This window comes from Streptomyces sp. NPDC015125 (genome assembly GCF_043080045.1).
Classification (GTDB): domain Bacteria; phylum Actinomycetota; class Actinomycetes; order Streptomycetales; family Streptomycetaceae; genus Streptomyces.
The window spans coordinates 97,185-113,832 of sequence record NZ_JBIBVF010000019.1 but is presented as its reverse complement, the minus strand read 5'-3'; the positions used below and the strand labels follow the sequence as shown (position 1 = coordinate 113,832).

At 69.2% G+C, this 16,648-nt stretch carries 21 protein-coding genes and 1 pseudogene; 4 read left to right on the top strand and 18 right to left on the bottom strand.

Going from position 1 to position 16,648, the window contains the following annotated elements:
* Positions 1-192 precede the first annotated feature (192 nt).
* The 9 genes and pseudogenes from ACF088_RS30585 to ACF088_RS30545 form a co-directional block, all read right to left on the bottom strand.
* Complete coding sequence (locus ACF088_RS30585) at positions 193-669, bottom strand: DUF6082 family protein (RefSeq protein ID WP_392379115.1); 477 nt, start codon at positions 667-669, stop codon at positions 193-195.
* The gene (locus tag ACF088_RS30580; protein ID WP_392379114.1) at positions 666-1,061 is read right to left on the bottom strand and encodes a DUF6415 family natural product biosynthesis protein; all 396 of its coding nucleotides are present in this window, start codon (positions 1,059-1,061) and stop codon (positions 666-668) included. The genes ACF088_RS30585 and ACF088_RS30580 overlap by 4 nt, the downstream gene beginning before the upstream one ends.
* Positions 1,049-1,513, bottom strand: a complete 465-nt coding sequence (locus ACF088_RS30575; RefSeq protein WP_392379113.1) for a LuxR C-terminal-related transcriptional regulator — start codon at positions 1,511-1,513, stop codon at positions 1,049-1,051. Before ACF088_RS30575 ends, ACF088_RS30580 begins: the two co-directional genes overlap by 13 nt.
* Positions 1,513-2,589: an MvdC/MvdD family ATP grasp protein gene (locus ACF088_RS30570; RefSeq protein WP_392379112.1), complete on the bottom strand. Its 1,077-nt coding sequence runs from the start codon at positions 2,587-2,589 to the stop codon at positions 1,513-1,515. Before ACF088_RS30570 ends, ACF088_RS30575 begins: the two co-directional genes overlap by 1 nt.
* Positions 2,583-2,822, bottom strand: coding sequence for a putative ATP-grasp-modified RiPP (tgmA, locus tag ACF088_RS30565; RefSeq protein WP_392379190.1), 240 nt, complete (start codon positions 2,820-2,822; stop codon positions 2,583-2,585). Before tgmA ends, ACF088_RS30570 begins: the two co-directional genes overlap by 7 nt.
* A gap of 153 nt (positions 2,823-2,975) precedes the next feature.
* Positions 2,976-3,077, bottom strand: a pseudogene (locus ACF088_RS30560) (DUF5999 family protein); the annotation flags it as partial.
* A gap of 224 nt (positions 3,078-3,301) precedes the next feature.
* Entirely contained in the window at positions 3,302-3,886 is a 585-nt protein-coding gene (locus ACF088_RS30555; RefSeq protein WP_392379111.1) for a DUF6624 domain-containing protein, read from the bottom strand.
* A 125-nt stretch (positions 3,887-4,011) separates the two neighbouring features.
* A complete protein-coding gene (locus ACF088_RS30550; RefSeq protein ID WP_392379110.1) occupies positions 4,012-4,506 on the bottom strand; it encodes a hypothetical protein in 495 nt (164 codons plus the stop codon).
* Entirely contained in the window at positions 4,506-4,994 is a 489-nt protein-coding gene (locus ACF088_RS30545; protein WP_392379109.1) for an ATP-binding protein, read from the bottom strand. The genes ACF088_RS30550 and ACF088_RS30545 overlap by 1 nt, the downstream gene beginning before the upstream one ends.
* 344 nt (positions 4,995-5,338) lie before the next feature.
* Here ACF088_RS30545 and ACF088_RS30540 point away from each other — a divergent pair, with 344 nt between their 5' ends.
* Positions 5,339-6,208, top strand: a complete 870-nt coding sequence (locus tag ACF088_RS30540; protein ID WP_392379108.1) for a helix-turn-helix domain-containing protein — start codon at positions 5,339-5,341, stop codon at positions 6,206-6,208.
* Positions 6,209-6,222: 14 nt separating this feature from the next.
* On the top strand, positions 6,223-6,447 hold the full coding sequence (locus tag ACF088_RS30535) for a DUF397 domain-containing protein (RefSeq protein WP_392379107.1): 225 nt from the start codon (positions 6,223-6,225) through the stop codon (positions 6,445-6,447).
* Positions 6,448-6,629: 182 nt separating this feature from the next.
* Here ACF088_RS30535 and ACF088_RS30530 read toward each other — a convergent pair whose 3' ends face one another.
* Positions 6,630-7,937, bottom strand: coding sequence for a helix-turn-helix domain-containing protein (locus ACF088_RS30530; RefSeq protein ID WP_392379106.1), 1,308 nt, complete (start codon positions 7,935-7,937; stop codon positions 6,630-6,632).
* A gap of 183 nt (positions 7,938-8,120) precedes the next feature.
* Between ACF088_RS30530 and ACF088_RS30525 the strand changes: the two genes are divergently transcribed.
* Both ACF088_RS30525 and ACF088_RS30520 read left to right on the top strand, forming a co-directional pair.
* Positions 8,121-8,582 (top strand): hypothetical protein, encoded by a 462-nt coding sequence (locus tag ACF088_RS30525; RefSeq protein WP_392379105.1) that lies wholly within the window; start codon positions 8,121-8,123, stop codon positions 8,580-8,582.
* Between the two features lie 105 nt (positions 8,583-8,687).
* The gene (locus ACF088_RS30520) at positions 8,688-9,389 is read left to right on the top strand and encodes a class I SAM-dependent methyltransferase (protein ID WP_392379104.1); all 702 of its coding nucleotides are present in this window, start codon (positions 8,688-8,690) and stop codon (positions 9,387-9,389) included.
* 104 nt (positions 9,390-9,493) lie between these two features.
* Here ACF088_RS30520 and ACF088_RS30515 read toward each other — a convergent pair whose 3' ends face one another.
* From ACF088_RS30515 to ACF088_RS30480, 8 genes are all read right to left on the bottom strand, one after another.
* Positions 9,494-9,754, bottom strand: coding sequence for a hypothetical protein (locus tag ACF088_RS30515; protein WP_392379103.1), 261 nt, complete (start codon positions 9,752-9,754; stop codon positions 9,494-9,496).
* Between the two features lie 104 nt (positions 9,755-9,858).
* Positions 9,859-10,143, bottom strand: a complete 285-nt coding sequence (locus tag ACF088_RS30510) for a hypothetical protein (RefSeq protein ID WP_392379102.1) — start codon at positions 10,141-10,143, stop codon at positions 9,859-9,861.
* On the bottom strand, positions 10,140-10,805 hold the full coding sequence (locus ACF088_RS30505) for a hypothetical protein (RefSeq protein WP_392379101.1): 666 nt from the start codon (positions 10,803-10,805) through the stop codon (positions 10,140-10,142). Before ACF088_RS30505 ends, ACF088_RS30510 begins: the two co-directional genes overlap by 4 nt.
* Positions 10,802-11,062 (bottom strand): hypothetical protein, encoded by a 261-nt coding sequence (locus ACF088_RS30500; RefSeq protein WP_392379100.1) that lies wholly within the window; start codon positions 11,060-11,062, stop codon positions 10,802-10,804. The genes ACF088_RS30505 and ACF088_RS30500 overlap by 4 nt, the downstream gene beginning before the upstream one ends.
* 235 nt (positions 11,063-11,297) lie before the next feature.
* Entirely contained in the window at positions 11,298-11,429 is a 132-nt protein-coding gene (locus tag ACF088_RS30495; RefSeq protein WP_392379099.1) for a hypothetical protein, read from the bottom strand.
* Between the two features lie 630 nt (positions 11,430-12,059).
* A complete protein-coding gene (locus ACF088_RS30490) occupies positions 12,060-13,997 on the bottom strand; it encodes an ABC transporter ATP-binding protein (RefSeq protein WP_392379098.1) in 1,938 nt (645 codons plus the stop codon).
* Between the two features lie 56 nt (positions 13,998-14,053).
* Positions 14,054-14,773 carry a lasso peptide biosynthesis B2 protein gene (locus ACF088_RS30485; protein WP_392379097.1) on the bottom strand — a complete coding sequence of 240 codons (720 nt, stop codon included), beginning with the start codon at positions 14,771-14,773 and terminating at the stop codon, positions 14,054-14,056.
* Positions 14,770-16,533, bottom strand: a complete 1,764-nt coding sequence (locus tag ACF088_RS30480) for an asparagine synthase-related protein (RefSeq protein ID WP_392379096.1) — start codon at positions 16,531-16,533, stop codon at positions 14,770-14,772. The genes ACF088_RS30485 and ACF088_RS30480 overlap by 4 nt, the downstream gene beginning before the upstream one ends.
* Positions 16,534-16,648 lie beyond the last annotated feature (115 nt).

Sequence of the window (16,648 nt, the reverse complement as noted above, 5' to 3'; positions counted from 1 at the left end):
GTATCAGGGCGTTCGGGCAGTCGAGCGGGGCCGGCCGCTTGTTTGGCGGCCGGGGCGCTTCTCAGGCGCCACCTCCTCCGGGATCGGGACGTCTCATGCACGGGCACGACGGTCCTGACGTTGGCCGGAAGGAAGCCCCCAGTCTCGGTGGCCGCGGACCGGTTGCGAACGGCCGCGGCGGGGGTCTAAAGGTCAGGCGTCTTCGGGCTTGTCCTTCTGCTCCTTCTGCCGGGACTTGTACGCGGCGTTCATGTACGCGTGGAAGTCCTCCCCGGCCCTGTCGCCCGATGCCTCCTGCTCACGGAAGCCTCCGAATCGGGCCCAGTACTTTCGGCAGTGCTCTCGACCCATGAGGTACTCGGCCATGGAAGAGAGCCGCTGCCCGCGGGCGATGCCCAGACGGTGGCGCAGACCGAGGGCAGCGATCTGCTGGTTGGCAGTCAGGAGTTCCACGTACTGCTCGGGGGTTAGGTCCTCCTCCTCGGGGTCATGGGCCTCGGGAATCCACAACGCGGCGAGGTGGGGGTTGCTGGTCAGGTGGGTCAGGTAGTCCTGGTGGATGCGAGCCACGGCGATATCGAGGTGCTGGCGGTGGTGCCGTTCCCTTTGTGCGATCTGGACGGCTCCAACGGCGGCGAGACCGAGGATGGCGGCGTGCGAGATCTTCATTGGGTGCCTTTCGCTGTGATGAGCGCCTGCGCCTGGGCGACCAGTTCGATGGCGCGGAGCAGGCTCTGTACAAGGCGGGCCAAATTCTGTGCCCGTTGCGCGGCCGACCGCGGGGAAGCGCTCCCCGCCAGCGGCTGGAGGTAAAGACGCCGGGACGCCTCGCCGAGCGTGGCCTGCGCCCTGGCGGCCGCCTCCGAGTCGGCAAGGATGTCGAGACACTGGGTGCGCAGGTCTTCGACGATGCCCCGGCCGTACCTGGTGAACTCCTCGGCCATGCTCAGCGCGTCTTCGACCGCAGGGAGACCGGCGCCGTGCAAATCCCAGGACAGCGCCGTCTCGACAAGGGCCAGGACCTCGTCCGTGCCGAGGGCCTTGGTCGTCAGCGCAGCCATTTGGTCACCTGGTCCGCGGTCAGGATCTGGTACGTCCACGCCTGCGTGATGGCGTGCGCGCGGTTCCGAGCTTGCAGATTGGCCAGCAGCTCACGGCCGTTCCGACGGATGACATCGACCTCCCGTTCGAGAGCGGTGGCCATCTGCATGGCCGTCATCTCGCGTGCGATGAGCGGCACAAGGTCACGCTGTTCACGGGGCAGATACAGCGCCGCGGGGTCCAGCAGCTTCGGCCGGTCGATGGACGCGGTGGCGTAAGCAATAGCGAGCGCGGCCGCCGTCTCGCTCACGCCGTTCAGCTTCCGCTTCGCGAGCTTGAGGTAGCCCGCGGCCGTGCCCTCTCGGATCTTGAGGCTCTGCGCGACCGCGGCGAGCATGCTGCCGTCGGCCAGCCCCTCAAGGACCTGTCGCTCCCGGGGAGCCAGGATGACCTTCGCTATGGTCCTGGTCATCAGACCGCCTCCACCTTTGCGCGGCGCCACGCCGGGGCGATGGCCTGCCCGCCCGGCAGTTCACGGCGGGTCTCCTGGGCTGCGACGTGTGAGCGGGCCAGCATTCTGGCGATACCTGCGGAAATGGCCAGATCGGGCAGCTCCTTTTGGAGCCAGTCGTACTGGCCAGCCGGATTCAGGTCGATCAACCACCAACGACCGCTGGTGTCTACGAGCAGATCGATCGCCGCGAAGGACAGGCCGTAGTGGTCCAGGAGGTCGGTCACGCCCCTGCGCACTGCCTTCGGAATGCATGTATGGCGGTAGGTGAGGGCGTCGTAGTCACTGCGGAAATCGGCCTGTGCGGCGGGGCTGTGCGCGTCGATGCGGGCCGCATACATGTCCGCGCCAACGACGACCAGCCGAACTTCAAACTCCTTGGTGATGGCGCGCTGGAGCTGGTGGGCGCTCAGACCGATTGAATCGTCGACGGCTTCCACACGGCTTGTGTGGAAGGACCGGTAACTTCTGTGATCGACGAGCGCGGGGCTGACCAACGACTTGCACACGGCCCCGCTGGGCGTGGCGGACAGGAAGTCGCCGGCGCCAGTGGGATCGTTGCCGATCCAAGTCGCAGGCACGCCCAGTCCGCAGCGGGCTGCCTGGGCCAGAACCTCTGCCTTGAGCTGGGCGGCCCGGGTTGCGGCGGGGTGGTTGACATGCACACAGTTCAGCGCTGCCAGCACCCCGACGAGCCCGGCAGCCGATTCACGCTGAATCCACGTCGTCTCGGCCTCCGACAAGCCATCCGAGGCGATCCGTGGTGTGCCGGGGTGCCACCACAGCACGGCGCCGATGTCCTCCAGCGCCACCGTGTGGCCGCGGTTCTTCAGCGTGCCAGTCCACGTATCGCCGTCGAACATCCCGTCCAGCCGCACGTGGTGGGGAAAGTCGGCCAGGTCGAGACGAAGGACCGGCACGTCCAAGTTGGCCAGTTCGAGAACGATCCGGTCGGCAGTCCCGTTGTCGTCCTGGGTGACCAGACAGACCGGGTGGCCCTGCCCGGCCGCCTGCCTCGCGGTGGGCGCTGCTACCACAGGTCTGCCGTCCCGGGGAAAACGTCCATCATCTCGACCTCAGTGGCACTCGTCATGCCACCACAGGTCTTGCTCCGCTCGAAGGCGTCGGCGACGCGCGGCGTGCCGTCCGCTCGGACGGTCAGTTGCAAGTCGGAGTCGAAGCGCTCACTGGAAGGGGGTGTGGACGTCGGGACGTCCGTCGGGCCGGTGAAGAGATGCAGAGCAAACGGGGCGTGGGTGGCCGTTGCCACGAGGGTCTCCTTGCCTCGGATGGAACAGATGGGGTGTGGTCGGCGCGAGAGGGAGGGGCATGCCTCGACAGCGGCCGGTGGTTGCGCAGATACGGCGTCCCACAGAACTCCTTGGGTAGTCGGACATCGCAGTGCCGATGACCTCAAGAAGGTGCAGTTAACAGACCAGCCCTGCTCCGGGTGATGCGCCGTGATGTGCGCGGCCTCCCGATCGGAAGACTCGGGCGGCGGACACTGGGGCTGCTGCTCGCACATGATGATCTGCGGAATCGGGATGCAGTGACGTCTTCGAGAGGTGCGGGGTTGTCGCTGCCGGCCGACCCGCTTCAGGGCAGGTTGTGGCGGGCCGGCCGGCAGCGCCGGGCACCCAGGGGGCAGAGGGTGCCGGTCTGTTCCCTCGCGAGTGCCGGCCGTCCGACCACCCGGAGGATTCGAGGTGGCGGTTCCGCCGCAGGCGACGACGGAACCGCTGACCTTCGTCATGCGGCCGCATCCAACGGTTCAGCCTGCGCGGGTTCGTCGTCGAGCGCGTGCTCTGCCCCTGACTCGCGGGCGTATCGGCGGCGAATAGCCTCTTGTGCGGTGGCAAAGGGGGGTAGGCCGAGCCTGGCGCGGCGCTCATCGAGGTGCTGCGCGTCATGAACAGGCAGCAGCTCAACGCTGGTGGCGCTGATGCGGTACTGGGTGCCGTAGGTCTGGGCATGGCCGGCGTTGACGCGGCACCGGTCGAACAGGTGCGCCCACTGCCGACTGGTCGCCTCGCCGCTTTCCACCGCGGCGGCGATCAAACGCAGTGCCGAGCGCTGGAAATCAGGGTCGGTATCGGCATGCAGGGCGATCCGCGCTGCGGCATCGGCGCCCTCCGCGCCGACCATGCTCCGGCCGGGCCATCCGTGATCCCCTATAACTCGGCGGAGAACTTGAGCGTTTGCGTGGTCGCTGTGCCGACCCATACCGATCTCGGCGTGGCTGAGCGCGCGGAAGAGCTTGCTGCGGCGCCCACGCGCTTCCTGGGCGCGGTCAATGAGGTCGCGGGCGATGTCGGGCCGCTGGGGTTCAGCCATGGTCAGCCTCGGTCCCGCAGCGCAGTCACGAACCGTCGGTCGGTGTCCACGGAGATCTCCAATCCCGACGCCGAGTGCGGCGTCGGATCGTCGGCAGATGGAAGGGAGGTGTAACGGAAGAGGAGTCATTCGTCGTCGCCCATCAGGTCGAGGAGCCCGCTGATTGCGAGGGCGTACCGGCGCAGGTACGACAGCGCGTCGCCGGGCGCTGGCTGTTCGTCACGCAGGGCGAGCAGTCGGCGCAGTTCCTCGGTGGGATATGCCGCGACGCGGTACGGGACGACCTGCATGAGCTGGCGGGTGGCTCGGCGGAACCGATCGGTGATCCTGGCCGCTTCCTCCTGAGTCAAGGGCCTTACACCGGTTGAGCGCTTGCGCCGAGGGAGAGGCAGGCCGAGGCGGACTAGTACCCCGTCGAGCTTCCGGACGGGGACTGCCCCGTCGGGGCGGTCGGTGAAGATCTCTTCAACGGTGTCGATCAGGTCCTCGCTGATCCCCTCAGCCGCGAGCGAGCGGGACAGGGCGTGGATAAGCCACCGCTTGTCCTCGTCCTCAGTGGAGAAGGAGACTGGTTCGCCCAACGCCGCGGCGGCAGTGATGACGTCGTAGAGGGGAGCCATCACGACCCTCCAGCAGGAATCCGGAAGGTTGCCCACGTCGTTGTGCCGTCGGCGCTGACGCCCCAGTCGCGCGCGAAGGCGGCGACGAGGTACATGCCGCGGCCGGATACGTCCTGGTCACGCGCAGTGCGTAGCCGGGCGGGGGCCGGGCTGGCGTCGCGGACTTCGATGCGGAGTTCGCCGTCGTCGGTGTTCAGCATCCGCAAGCTGACGGTCCCGAGCCCGTGCTTGATCGCGTTGGTGACCAGCTCGGAGACGACGAGTGCCACGTCCTCTGTCAGCGAGCGAGGTACGGCCCGCCTCCGCAGGAACGTCGAGGCGTCGTGCCGGACGCCGGAGACGCGGACCGGGTCCGGGGCGATGGCCACCTCGAAGACCTGCGACATCAGCGGGCGTAGCCTCGCTGTTGAGACTGGCGCCCCGTTGGTGCACTGCTGCCGCTCCAGGTCCATCGAGTCCGGAGCCCTGCTGATGGTGCTCTGGCGCATTGCTGGCCTCGGCTCAGTCGGAGGGGTTGGGAGTCTTGCCGGCGCGGCCCGGCCCCCGAGGTTTCCCCGGTTTGGCCGCCACCAGGGCCGGGACCGCGCACAATCACGGGGACACACCCCATGGGTGGCGCGGATAGCTGCTCGCCGTTCCGCGCTCTCAACTACCGTGCTGCATGTGCGATTTACTGTGCAAGGGCAATCGCGATTGTTCAGAGATTGGCAAATGCCCAAACACAGGCAAGGGGTTGTTCAAGGGGGTACAGGGGGTGGCACACTCAGGGGCACGACCCGCAACGGCATGGGACAGAGGGCGTGTTGAGCACCGACAGGGCTGGGGAGACTTAGTGGCAGCGAAGCGTGGAGCTACGTTCCGGCGCAGAGAGCTGGGCAAAGAGCTGAGGAAGCTCCGGGAGAAGAAGGGGGAAACGCTTCAGGAGGTCGCTAAGGCGCTCCGCTTCTCTCACACGAAGTTGGCGAGGGTCGAGATCGGAGAGAACGACCTTCCACGCGTCGGCGACCTGGAGGCGCTCATCGACTACCTCGACGACGGACTCCCGAAGGAAGACTTGGAGACGCTGCTCCAGCTGCACCGAGAATCGCTGAGCAAGGAACCGTGGACGCCTTACCGGGCGTACATGCCCTCGAAGATGCCGACGTACCGGGGGCTGGCGCAGGACGCCACAGTGATGCGTGCCTGGCAACCGAACTTCGTGTTCGGCTTGCTCCAGATAGAGGGCTACGCACAGGCGCTGTACCTGATCGCCAAGCCGGTGGATGAGACGACGAGCGAGTACATCGAGCAGAACGTTCGGCTGAGACTGGAACAGAAGGAACTGATCACTCGCTCCGAGGACCCGCTGGAGCTACGGGTCATCATGGACGAGACGGCCGTACGCCGCATGGTGGGCGGCCCCGAGGTGATGCGCGCTCAGTTCAGCGAGATCGTGGAGCTGGGCGAGCTGGAGAACGTAACCGTTCAGATCTTGCCTCACGATGTCGTGACCTACCGCTCGGAATCCAACTTCATTCTGCTGGACTTCTCCGAGACTCTTGACCCTGTCGTGCAGGTCGACATGCCCAACACCATCAGTGTTACGGACGAGCGGGCCGAGGTTCAGCGAAACGTCCGCCGCTTCGACGCGATGCGCGACAGCGCTCTGCCCCCGGCTCGAACGGCCGGGTTCCTACAACAACTAGCACGAGAGTGGAAGTAGCCATCAATACCAAGATGACGGCCTTTGATGTGGCCCCAGAATCCGCCTGGTTCAAGTCCTCGTACAGCAACGATACTGGTGGCGCATGTGTCGAGGTCGCGGACCTGACTGCTCAGGTCGGCATCCGTGACTCCAAGGACAAGTCTGGTCCGGCGCTCGTTGTGCCGGCCGCCGCCTGGTCCTCGTTCGTCGGGCTCGTGCGCTCCGGCGCCGCGGACTTCGGTGCACTCGACGCGTAGCGACTGACTCAGCTCAAGCGATAGGCGGCCTGTCTCCCCCCGCCCGTAACGGGGGGAGACAGGCCGCACTCGTACAGCCGTACCCGTATGGCGTCTGGAGCGTACCCGCGTGATCGCCGTTGAGGAGATGTCCGTGAGGGGGCGCTAGCCGCGTCAGCCTCGACTGGTGGGCCTCCTCGGCCTCAACGTCTTGTTGACACGGTGCGCGGCTGGCTCACGGCGGTGTGCAATTCAGCGACGCCGCTTGTGCGAGGGTGCCGCTCTGCCAACTCGTAGACGATGGTGCGGATGGCGGGCCGGTCTCGCACTTCGCCAGGGCTGGAGCGGTACGCGGACAGCAGCGCTTGGGCTGTCTGCTCCGGCCGCTGCCAGGCCCACCAGGCTCGTGCCATGTCGGTGCCCAGTCGGGCCTTGCGCTCGGCGGTCGGGAACTGCGCCGGGCACAGGTCTTTCCCGGCTTCCAGGGCGGCGCCGGCGTCACCGAGGGCCCAGTGCACGCCAACGGCGTACAGGTCCACGGCAGCCGAGCCGATGGGGAACAGGCGGCCTGCTGGCGCGGCCTGAGGAAGCCGCCGGGCGGCGCGGCGGGCTTCCCCCGTCATCGCCAGGGCCTCGGCGCGGCACCCACCACGGGCGGCGGTGTAGGCCAGGGTGCAGAGCATCTGGGCGTATGCGGATGCCGACGCGTCGGTCCGCAATCCCGTGGCCTCCACCGCGGAGGCCGCAGTGGCCATCAGCCGTTGAGCCTCCTCGTTGCGGTCTTGGTGGCGCAGAACGATCGCCAGTTCGCGAGCGGCGGCCGCCGATGCGAGTGGGGAGCCGGATACCTCAGCCCAGGTGCGGGCCCGGTCGGCGGTGAGGCGTGCCTGTTGGTAGGAGCCGAGCTTGCTCAGCACCGCGGCCGCGAGGCTGTACACGGTGGAGAGCCGGGCCTGATCGAGTTCCCTGCGCGACGAGGCGGCGGCGTGGCCGTCGGCGATGAGGCCGGGCAGGTCGGCAAGCAGGCGTCCGTGAGTGCCCTTGTCGTAGAGGGCGCGGGCGGTGGCCAGTCGGGCATCCAGGGACCCGCCCCCTGTCGGTGCGGGAGTATCCGCCAGAGCCTCGTCCAGCCCCAGCAGCAGGGCGGCCGGTCCGGCGACCGCCGTGGCGGTGAGCAGCGTTCGGCGGCGCATCGGGTCCTCCTCGGCGTGCGGACTGGCCGACACTCTAGTGGCCGTTGGCGCCGCCGGTGCGGGGGGCGCCAACGATCTCACCAAGACGTGTCGCGGTACACCGACTGCGAGGGCGGCTCGGTGTACCAGGGCCAGGTCCACGACTCTGCTGCGGCGTTCGAGCCTGGAGATCGTGGCTGGTGAACAGCCAAGCTCCTCGCCGAGGGCCGCGAGGGTCCATGAGCGGTGTTCGCGGCCGAGGCGGATGAGCGCACCGGGGCGCCTCTGCTCAGCTAACTCACGCGCCCTTGCGGTGTTCCAGAGCGGGTCAACGGGCATAGGCCCCTCCCACGCCGCACGACCGAGGGCTTCCACGGTACGGACACAGGGCCGACCCGTCGAGGTCGCTTGCATGATGTGCAAAACCAGTGCGCAGGAAGAAAGTTGATCTCCGCGGGGGCCTGCGGTGCGGTCTCCTGAGTGCAGCGCCCCGACTCGCGGGGCCCGTCCATCGGAGGCACCATGGCAACCGCAGTTGCACCCCCGGCCACCGACCCGACGACCGGCCCGTTCCGCTCCGCGCGGGAAGTCGTGCCGGCCGACCTGTGGGACAAGCAGGTCGGACTCCTTATGCGCGACTACCCCTACGACTCCATCATGGCCGCCCGAGTCCTCGGACAGGGGTACGCCTACCTGCTGACCGCGATGGCACACCGCGGTGAGTCGCTGGGGCTGGCGCCCAGCACGCTGGTCGACATCGGTGTCCACACGATCATCCTCGACACCATGGCCTACGCCGAGCTGTGCGACCGCTTCAACAGTGGGGACTTCCTGCACCACGTGCCCAAGGTCGAAATGAAGAACGACGGCTCCGTGATGAAGACGGCGCACTGGGTCGCGGTCGACGGCTGGGAAGTCGACCTGTCCCTGTGGACGGACGCTGCAGCATGCGGACCCTGCCACCACGGCAACGACTCGCACTGACCATCCCGCGCGACACCCGGGGCCCGGCCGATGATCGGCTGGGCCGCGGGCCCGCTCGGGTGAGATTCCGCAGAACCGGCCCGCCGCCCGACTGTGCCCGCCAGGATGGGGCGGGTGACGACCACCAGCACAGACCTCTGGCACCACTACGGCCGCACCCGGGCTGCCACCGACCGCGCAGTTCCCGCGACCTTCCACTGGAACTGGAGCCAGGACGGCGGCCCCGGAGCTGAACTCCTTGGCGACCTGTCTGGACGAGTCGTTGGCGACCTGGGGGCGGGTGCCTCCCGGCACGCTGCTTACCTGGCTGCCCACCACGACCTTGCCCAGATCGATGCTGTAGATGCCTCACCAGCGCAGTGCGTCATGGCCACCGATCTCTTCGGCCACCTTGCACCGCGACTACGCGTCGTTCCCTCCGATGTCGTGCAGCATCTGTGTGCTGTGGCCGACGCATACGACGTGCTCTACAGCGTCTTCGGAGCGCTTGACTTCACCGACCCCCGCGCCCTCCTGCCAGCAGCCGGGCAAGCGCTTCGCCCCGGCGGCCGGCTGGTGTTTTCCAGCCTCGCCCACTACCTGAACGGCGCGCCCGCTCAGCCGGAGGTGATGCCGGCCAATGTTCCGGCGAAGACCCCGACGGGGGAAGCGACCACGATGCGGCGCTGGGTACTCCAAGAGCAGGTCTGGACAAAGGTCCTCGACGAATCCGGGTTCACTCAGATCAGCACTGAGGTGCTACCTGCGACGGCTGAGGGGTCACGCGCTGCCGACACGCTGCTGGTGACCGCGGTCCGGCAGGGCTGAACCAGTCGCCTTCACTCCGTTCACTGCCCTCGGTCAGGTGGAGAGCGCTGGCGACGTTGGCTCCTATGTTCGCCTGTGGGTTCGCGGTGGGCTGGCTCCCGCGGCTACCTCTTCGGCGTGTTCTTCTCTGTGGCCGGCAGGTCGCGTTCCACGGTCTTGTCCCACCAGGCGTACGACCACTCGTGCCGGACAGTCATCCGCTCTGCCCACGGAAAGACCTGTCCTGCGAGACTCTGCACCGCGGCGACAAGAGCCTGTACGGCCTCGAAGCGGCGTTCATTCCGGATGTTGACGCGCAGCCCACGCGGTACGTGGAACTCAAATGTGAGCCGCAGGACTCTCGGCGAGTCGGTCTCGGTCGGCATCGGTACCCCCTCTGGATCAGCAACAGCCCTCAGTGTGCCGACTTTTCAGAGAGATGGTCCGTTCTCGCCGAGATTGGTCTATCTCGGCGAGAACTACGACTTGATCACCTGACCCCCTCGTTGAAGATGCGGATGATCTCCGTAGCCTTGTCGGTGCACGCCGTGCAGGAGTGGCGGTGATCGGAGCCGCAGATGGCCATGGAGAGCGCGTCGACAGCGCCCGTCGAAGCGATCCGCAGGAGGATCGGCCCCTTCCTTTGGTGGCTCTCGCACGCCTGGGTCTTGCCTTTGCGGACACCGCACGCGACCAGCGCCATGTGCTGTTCCAGCTCGACGAATTCTTCGGAATCGGGTGCCGTGTCGGGCACGGCGGTGAAGGTGGTACTCATCGGTTGCAGTCCTTCGGGGCGCGCGACTTGTGGTGGGCGATGGTCTTGAGGTCTCCGCCGACCTGCTCGTACGCAGTCATTTCCTGGCACGCGGTGCAGCGATAGGCGATGTAGCGGCGTAGGGGATCGGTCCACGACATCGGGCTGCCTTGGCGGCCGCCGGCCATCTCGCCGGGGCCCGGGTCCCCACACCACTCGCACGAGGGGTCATGGTGGGTGATGACGGGGGCGGCCGTCCACCGGGACCACGTGACTGGGCGGCCGCCGTGCTCGGCGGGCAGCTCCGCCTCGGCGTACATCACCGGGTCCGGAACGGTCTGGAGGTGGCGGCCGCGGCGGTCCGGATCGGATGCCGGTACAGGCAACTCCTCGACGGCGCCGGCGGGGACGAGCCGGGGCCCCTTCGGCTCAGGCTCTCCACGCAAGGAGCGCCGGCAGGCCAGGCAGATGCTCGACTCGGTCACCGGCCCGTCCCACGGCCGTACGCCCGGTGCCAGCTCTGCGTCCGGCTGGCACTCCAGGGGCACAGTGAACATGGGCACCGCTGGGGCCGTGACGCCCTCACTCGCGACGTGCAGCAGAGGACGGCCCGCGGCACGCACGACCAGGCGGCCGTCCCACTCGGGCGGGGCGGCCGGAGCCTCGACGGCAAGGGCGCTCACGAGTGCTCACCCAGCTCGGCGAGTTGGAGGGCGCCGGCAACGTTGGCCCACATGTTCGCCATGTCCACGGCCGTGCCGCGAAGTCGCACCCACTCCTCGGCGCGCGATGCGTAGGCGGTGGCTCCGCCGTGGTCCCGCTGGGTCGCGAACTCCCTCGCCTGCTGCTCATACTCGTGCGCGTACTTGTTGGCGTCCTCGGCGCAGTGTGCCCAGGTAGCAGCCTTCCCGGCGGCTTCGGCCGCGGCGGTCTCGCTCATCGGGTACGAGCCACAAGGAGAGGCCCAAGGCCGGTCGTCTCCGGGTTCTGCAGGTACGCGTTCCGGCGGGCGGTGTGCACGTTGCGCCGGGCGAGGCAGAGCACGCCGGCCGGGACGTGGCACTCCGGGCACGGCACGGAGTAGGAGCTTTGCCGGAAGCGGGCGGCGGTTACGTGCGCGGCGTCGTGCGCGGCATCGGCGGCCGGGGAGGGGATGACGGCGGTGAGCAGGGGTGTCACGCGTGGCCGACCTTCTTGTCCAGGACGGTGATGTTCGGGCGGGCCCCCTCTGGAACATCCTCGGTGAGGTGGACGTCGATGCCGTCGCGGTCATAGATCTGGAGGGACACGGGCTGTCTGTTGCTCATGGAGGGGCATCTCCTTGTTGTAGCGAGGGCGGGCCAGCCCTCAGCTCCTGTACGTCGAAGTGCCGGTTCTCGTTACAGTTTCTCCGTTCTCGCTGGTCAGAGGGCCGTGCAGTTCGACGATGACGAGGGACATCCGGGCCAATCCGGGGCGTACGGCATGAGCAGGGTCCAGTGCTTTCCTGGGCTGGGGAGTCCGGCGAGGAGCGGCTCGACCGCGGGCGGCGGCGGTGTGGATGGCGGGCTCGGGTCCGCGGCCGGCTTTTTTCGTGTCGCCTACTTCGGGGCGGCGGCCGCCACGGGCTGAGCCCCGCGGCGGCGCGCCAGGATCTCCTGGTACTGCTTGGCGGTGATGCGGACCACGGCGTCAGCCCTCCAGTGCGGCGGTACCGGCTTCGGTGAGGCGCCAACGGTGGCCGAGTACTCCCTTTTGCGTCGCGCCGTACTCCTGGTCTTGGTGAACCCAGCTCTTCTCCTCCAACCCCCTCATACAGCTCACCGAGAGGAGCCGGTCCGCGACGCGTCGGGAGCGGACTGCGCCGAGCAGGCACTGCCTGGTCCTTTCAACAGCGGCCGTCAACGTCGCCGTCAGCGACGGTGAGTACGAGCCGGGCCGAGGCCATGGCCTGGTGGCTACTGCTGAGGCCGAAGTTGATCCCCGTATGTCTGGGCCTGGGTTCGCCACATGGCCGCGTACTCGCCGTCCAGGTCGAGCAGGGACTCGTGGGTGCCCTCCTCGATGAGCCGGCCGCGGTCGAGCACGACGATCCGGTCCGCGCCCCGGGTCGAGCCCAGCCGGTGGGTGATGAGGATGACCGTCCGCCCGGCGCCCAGCGCCCTGATCCGCTCGTACATCGCCTCCTCAGCCCGGGGGTCGAGCGCGGAAGTCGGCTCGTCACAGATCAGGACGGGCGCGTCCTCGCGGTAGAAGGCTCGTGCGCCGGCCAGGCGCTGCCACTGTCCGCCGGACAGGTCCCGGCCGCCCCACTGCGACGGCGCCAGGTTGGTGTCGAGCCCGTCGGCGAGCTGTTCGATCACTTCGTCGGCCCCCGCCAACTTCGCCGCTGCCATCACGGCTTGGTCGTCGCCATTGCCCTGCCCGAGGGTGACGTTCTCCCGCGCGGACACGGGCCACCGGGCGATGTCCTGCGGCAGCATCGCCAGCTTCGACCACACTGTCTGCGGGTTGACATCGGCCAGGTCGACGCCGCCCCACTCGACCACGCCCTGCGTCGGCTCGTACAGACCCGCCAGCAGTTTCGCCAGCGTCGACTTCCCCGACCCGTTGGCGCCGACGATCGCCAGGGTCTCGCCGCGCCGTACGGTCACGTTCACCCGGTCCAGGGCGGGTGTTGTGTGCCCGGGGTAGTGGAAGGTGACGTCTTTCGCTCGGATCACGTCCGGCTCTGCCGGCACCGAACTCGTGAATTCCACGGCTCGCGTACGTCGTTCCCCGTCCGAGACGAAGTCGGCCCAGTCTCCCAAGTAGAGACCGGACTTGTAGGTCGTGTTCATCCCGGACACGAGTCCGGCTAGCATCATGCGGCTGGCCTGCACTGCCACCACCGCCGTGCCCGCTGCCGCTAGCGGCACCCGGCCGGAGACCACCAGCGCGGCCAGCGCCGCGTACACCAGCATCGCCGCCGCACCGGCCATAGCGTCGCCCAGGAGCTGGTAGCGGCCGGTCTCCCGGCCCACGCGGGCGGCATGCACCGTCAGCCGCTCGGTCACCTCTTCGAAGCGGCTCATCAGCCATGGCCGCATCGTCGCGGCGCGCACGTCCAGCGCGGTCGCCCGGCCGGCAGTGTTGTAGATCAGGGTGTGCCGCAGTCGCCGGTCGGCCAGGGTGTGGCGCTCCGCGCGGTGCGCCGAGCGGGCCGCCTGCACGGCTGCCGCCCCGCGAGGGACCACAGCCAGGAGCAGCAGAGGCAGAAGAAGAGGGTGGAGCGCGGCGAGGATGCCTGCGGAGGCGAGCAGCCCGATCAGAGCGGTGCTGACGGAGACCAAGGCGTCGACCATCAGGTGGGCATCCTTCGAGGCCCGGTTCGCGGCCTCGCTGTGGTCGCACCAGGCGGGATCGTCGTATGAGGCGAGGGGGACGCTCGTTGCGGCGTGGAGGTAGCGGAGTTCGGCGATGGCGTCGACTCGCGGGCCGATCCGGGCGGTGGTGGCCAGGGTGGCTGCGCCGATCAGGGAGCGGACGGCGGCGGCCGTCATGATGACGATGATCGCGGGAAGTGCGGCGCGCAGCCGGTCGGCAGCCGGGCCGGAGGCGAACAGCGGGGAGAGCGCGCCCTTGGTGCCGTACAGGCCGATCGCGGTGACGATGCCGGTGCCGATCTGGAGCAGGGCGGTGAGCAGTAGTGCGGGCCGGTCGGCTTGCCAGGCCAGGCGCAGGGCCGTGGCCGACAGGGCGGGCAGGCGCCGGGCCATGGTGGCGAAGGAGTCGTTCAGGGCGTCGTCGTGGCGTTCGGCGCTGACCGCGTAGTGCGGGAGGGCGTCCGTGGCGGCGGGGTGGGGGCGCCGCCGCCACGGTACGCGGGGCTGTGGTGCATGGTGCGTGGTTGTCATACCCGGCGCAACGCATCACCCGTACGGGTGGTTGTGGTGGCGAGGGGTGGCGAATTTCAGTTCGACGATTCCACCGTGAGGGCGGCCCGATACGGCCACACTCGGTCGGCGGGTTCCTGCCCGTGTACGGCGCCGGCGGTGGCGATCCAGGCGTGTGCACCCTGCGGCACGAACCGGGCACCTAGCACCCACGCCACCCGGCGGCCGATCAGCGCGGCGGCCAGGTAAGCGGCCAGCGACTCCTCCAGGCACGCCGCCCTGCCGGGCCACCACCCCACCGCCCGTCTTACCGCCGCGCACACCGCGTCGGCTTCTTCCGCGGAGGCGGCGCGGCCGCCCGGCAGCCGGCCCGCGAGCCGGGCGGCGCGCACCACCAGCCGTACGGGCAGGCAGCGCAACAGCACCAGCGCCGCCCCCAGCCCCATGTGCCCGGCCGCCCGCACACCCGGCCGCGGTCGGGTCCCGGCGTCGATGAAGCGGACCTCGACCCCGGCCTTCGCGGGCGGGTGGGGCGCGGCGGCGAACAGGTCCTCGGCGTCGAGCTGGTCGGCCAGGGCATCCATGTCGGCGCGCACCTGTCCCCGGGCGCCACCGTGCTGCGCCCAGTAGATGACCAGTTCCTCCACGGCGTGCTCGCGCGGTGTACCGGAGACGACCCTCCGCCAGAGCTCTGCTCCCACCGGATCGAGGAACTTCCACCTTCCGCGGGCGGTCCGCAGGTCCATCAGGGCCACCCCGTCCTCGGTGTCGGCGGCGAACACCGTCGCGGCAGTCACGCCGCCACCCGGGCTACGCTCGTTCGCTCCCACCACGCGGAGCGGCCGAGCGGCAGCAGCGTCAGCCACAGTTCGGCTACCACCAGGCCGTGCAGCGCCGCCAGCGGGATCGTCTCACCGCGGGCGCCGGCGTCGAGGGCGCCCATCACCCGATGCCGGTCAAGGAGCCCGGCCTGCACGAGGATGGAATCGGCCAGGATGCGGCGCACCGCCGGGGCGTGCGCCCGCAGCCCGTCGTACAGGCTGCCGGTGAACGGCGTCTTCGTCCGCCGCTCCAGTAGCACGTCCGGCACGAGGCCGTTGAACGCCGACCGCGCGAGCGGCTTGAACACGCCCGGCCGCGTTCGCTCCCAACCGGGTATCGCGTGACACAGGTCGACGACACGGTTGTCCAGCAGCGGAGCGTGCACGGGTAGACCCCACAGGGTGCGCGACATCTGGTCGAAGCTCGAGTGCCCATCACCCGTCAGTTCCAGGGCCAGCCGCTCGTGCAGCTTCCCCGGTGTCTCTCGCCGGTCCGCGCCGACGGCTCGCGCGCCGACCAGATCGGCCACCATCGAACGGCCCGACCGAGTCAGCCACGGTAGGGCCGCGGTGACACCGCACCACGCCAGGATGCGCGCAGCTCCCACCGGCCCGTCCGTACGGCCCGCCGCGACTTGATTGGCCAGCGCCTCCAGCGCGCGAGGGTAGGGGGTGGCGGCCGTACGGGCAGCCTGGGCCAGCAGCCCGACACCTGACGTACGCCGCGCTCGGGCAGTAGCGGTCACGCGCCACCAGGCCGCCGCCCGCTGCCTGGCCCGGAACTGATCAACGGCCATCGAGCCCACGGCGTCCAGCACGTCGTCCCCGCCCCGCCCGGTCAGGTGCAGCCGCGACCCGCTCCGCACCGGCCCCGCGAGCTGTACCTGCTTCATCCCCAGCAGGCCCAGGCTGTAGGTGGGGGTGTCGGTCAGCGGCAGGAGGTGCGGATCGTTCAGCCTGCCGAAGTGCCTCGCCGATCCCGTGCCGCCCTCCACTACCTGGTGGCGGATACCCGGCAGTTCGGCGACCACCCGCCGGGCGTAGTGCACGTCGTCCTCGTCCCGCATCCGGGCGTCGGTGTACGTCACCGCGAGCAGCGGCGTCCTCGCCGCGGCCAGCGACGCCACGACGCTGCTGTCCATCCCACCGGACAAGTCTGCCGAGATACGGCCGCCCATCATCGTCCGCCGCTCCACTGCCTCGACCACGGCTTCCTGTACGAGCGGCACAGCCTTGTCGAACGCCAGCCGGGCCACCGGCGACGTGACCGGCTCCGTACGCGGCGGCTGCCCCTCTTCGAGGACCAGAGCATGACCGGGCCGTACCCGCCCCACCCCGTGGAAATGCGACGAGTCGCTGAGCACGTCCACTCCCTGGAGCGTCATCTGCCCGAGCATCACCGCCGGGTCCGCCTCGTACCCGCCGAGCGCGGCCAGCGGTGCCGCCGCCGTGCCCCACAGCACCCGGCCGGCGAACCGCATCCAGAACACCTGCACCGTTCCCGCCCGGTCCCCCACGACCCGCCACACGCGGCCGGTGCGCACCAGCACCAGGGCCACGCCCGGCAGCCTGGTCGCTGGCATCCAGTCGCCGCGCGCCGCCGCGGCAGCAGCCCGCTCCAGTTCGACCACCGAGGCCAGGCAGCTACCGGCCACCACAACCGTGCTGTCCCCGAAGCCACCGCTCCGGATCTCGCCAGACCCGAACTCGCTCGCCCACACCTCCAGGCCGCTCACGCCGGCCACCTCGGCCGCCCCTTTCGGCCTCCATCCCAGCCCGTCAGCCATGGTCCCCACGATGAACCGCATCGTCGCCGTCCTCCTCTCTGCTCGTGCTCGAAAAGGGAAGGCG

Coding starts and splice junctions, on each gene's coding strand:
- ACF088_RS30575 (WP_392379113.1), bottom strand. CDS start 1,513: ATGACCAGGACCATAGCGAAGGTCATCCTGGCTCCCCGGGAGCGACAG.
- ACF088_RS30490 (WP_392379098.1), bottom strand. CDS start 13,997: ATGACAACCACGCACCATGCACCACAGCCCCGCGTACCGTGGCGGCGG.
- ACF088_RS30515 (WP_392379103.1), bottom strand. CDS start 9,754: ATGCCGACCGAGACCGACTCGCCGAGAGTCCTGCGGCTCACATTTGAG.
- ACF088_RS30555 (WP_392379111.1), bottom strand. CDS start 3,886: ATGGCTGAACCCCAGCGGCCCGACATCGCCCGCGACCTCATTGACCGC.
- ACF088_RS30495 (WP_392379099.1), bottom strand. CDS start 11,429: ATGAGCAACAGACAGCCCGTGTCCCTCCAGATCTATGACCGCGACGGC.
- ACF088_RS30535 (WP_392379107.1), top strand. CDS start 6,223: ATGACGGCCTTTGATGTGGCCCCAGAATCCGCCTGGTTCAAGTCCTCG.
- ACF088_RS30580 (WP_392379114.1), bottom strand. CDS start 1,061: ATGGCTGCGCTGACGACCAAGGCCCTCGGCACGGACGAGGTCCTGGCC.
- ACF088_RS30585 (WP_392379115.1), bottom strand. CDS start 669: ATGAAGATCTCGCACGCCGCCATCCTCGGTCTCGCCGCCGTTGGAGCC.
- ACF088_RS30510 (WP_392379102.1), bottom strand. CDS start 10,143: ATGAGTACCACCTTCACCGCCGTGCCCGACACGGCACCCGATTCCGAA.
- ACF088_RS30545 (WP_392379109.1), bottom strand. CDS start 4,994: ATGCGCCAGAGCACCATCAGCAGGGCTCCGGACTCGATGGACCTGGAG.
- ACF088_RS30520 (WP_392379104.1), top strand. CDS start 8,688: ATGGGGCGGGTGACGACCACCAGCACAGACCTCTGGCACCACTACGGC.
- ACF088_RS30500 (WP_392379100.1), bottom strand. CDS start 11,062: ATGAGCGAGACCGCCGCGGCCGAAGCCGCCGGGAAGGCTGCTACCTGG.
- ACF088_RS30530 (WP_392379106.1), bottom strand. CDS start 7,937: ATGCCCGTTGACCCGCTCTGGAACACCGCAAGGGCGCGTGAGTTAGCT.
- ACF088_RS30550 (WP_392379110.1), bottom strand. CDS start 4,506: ATGGCTCCCCTCTACGACGTCATCACTGCCGCCGCGGCGTTGGGCGAA.
- ACF088_RS30525 (WP_392379105.1), top strand. CDS start 8,121: ATGGCAACCGCAGTTGCACCCCCGGCCACCGACCCGACGACCGGCCCG.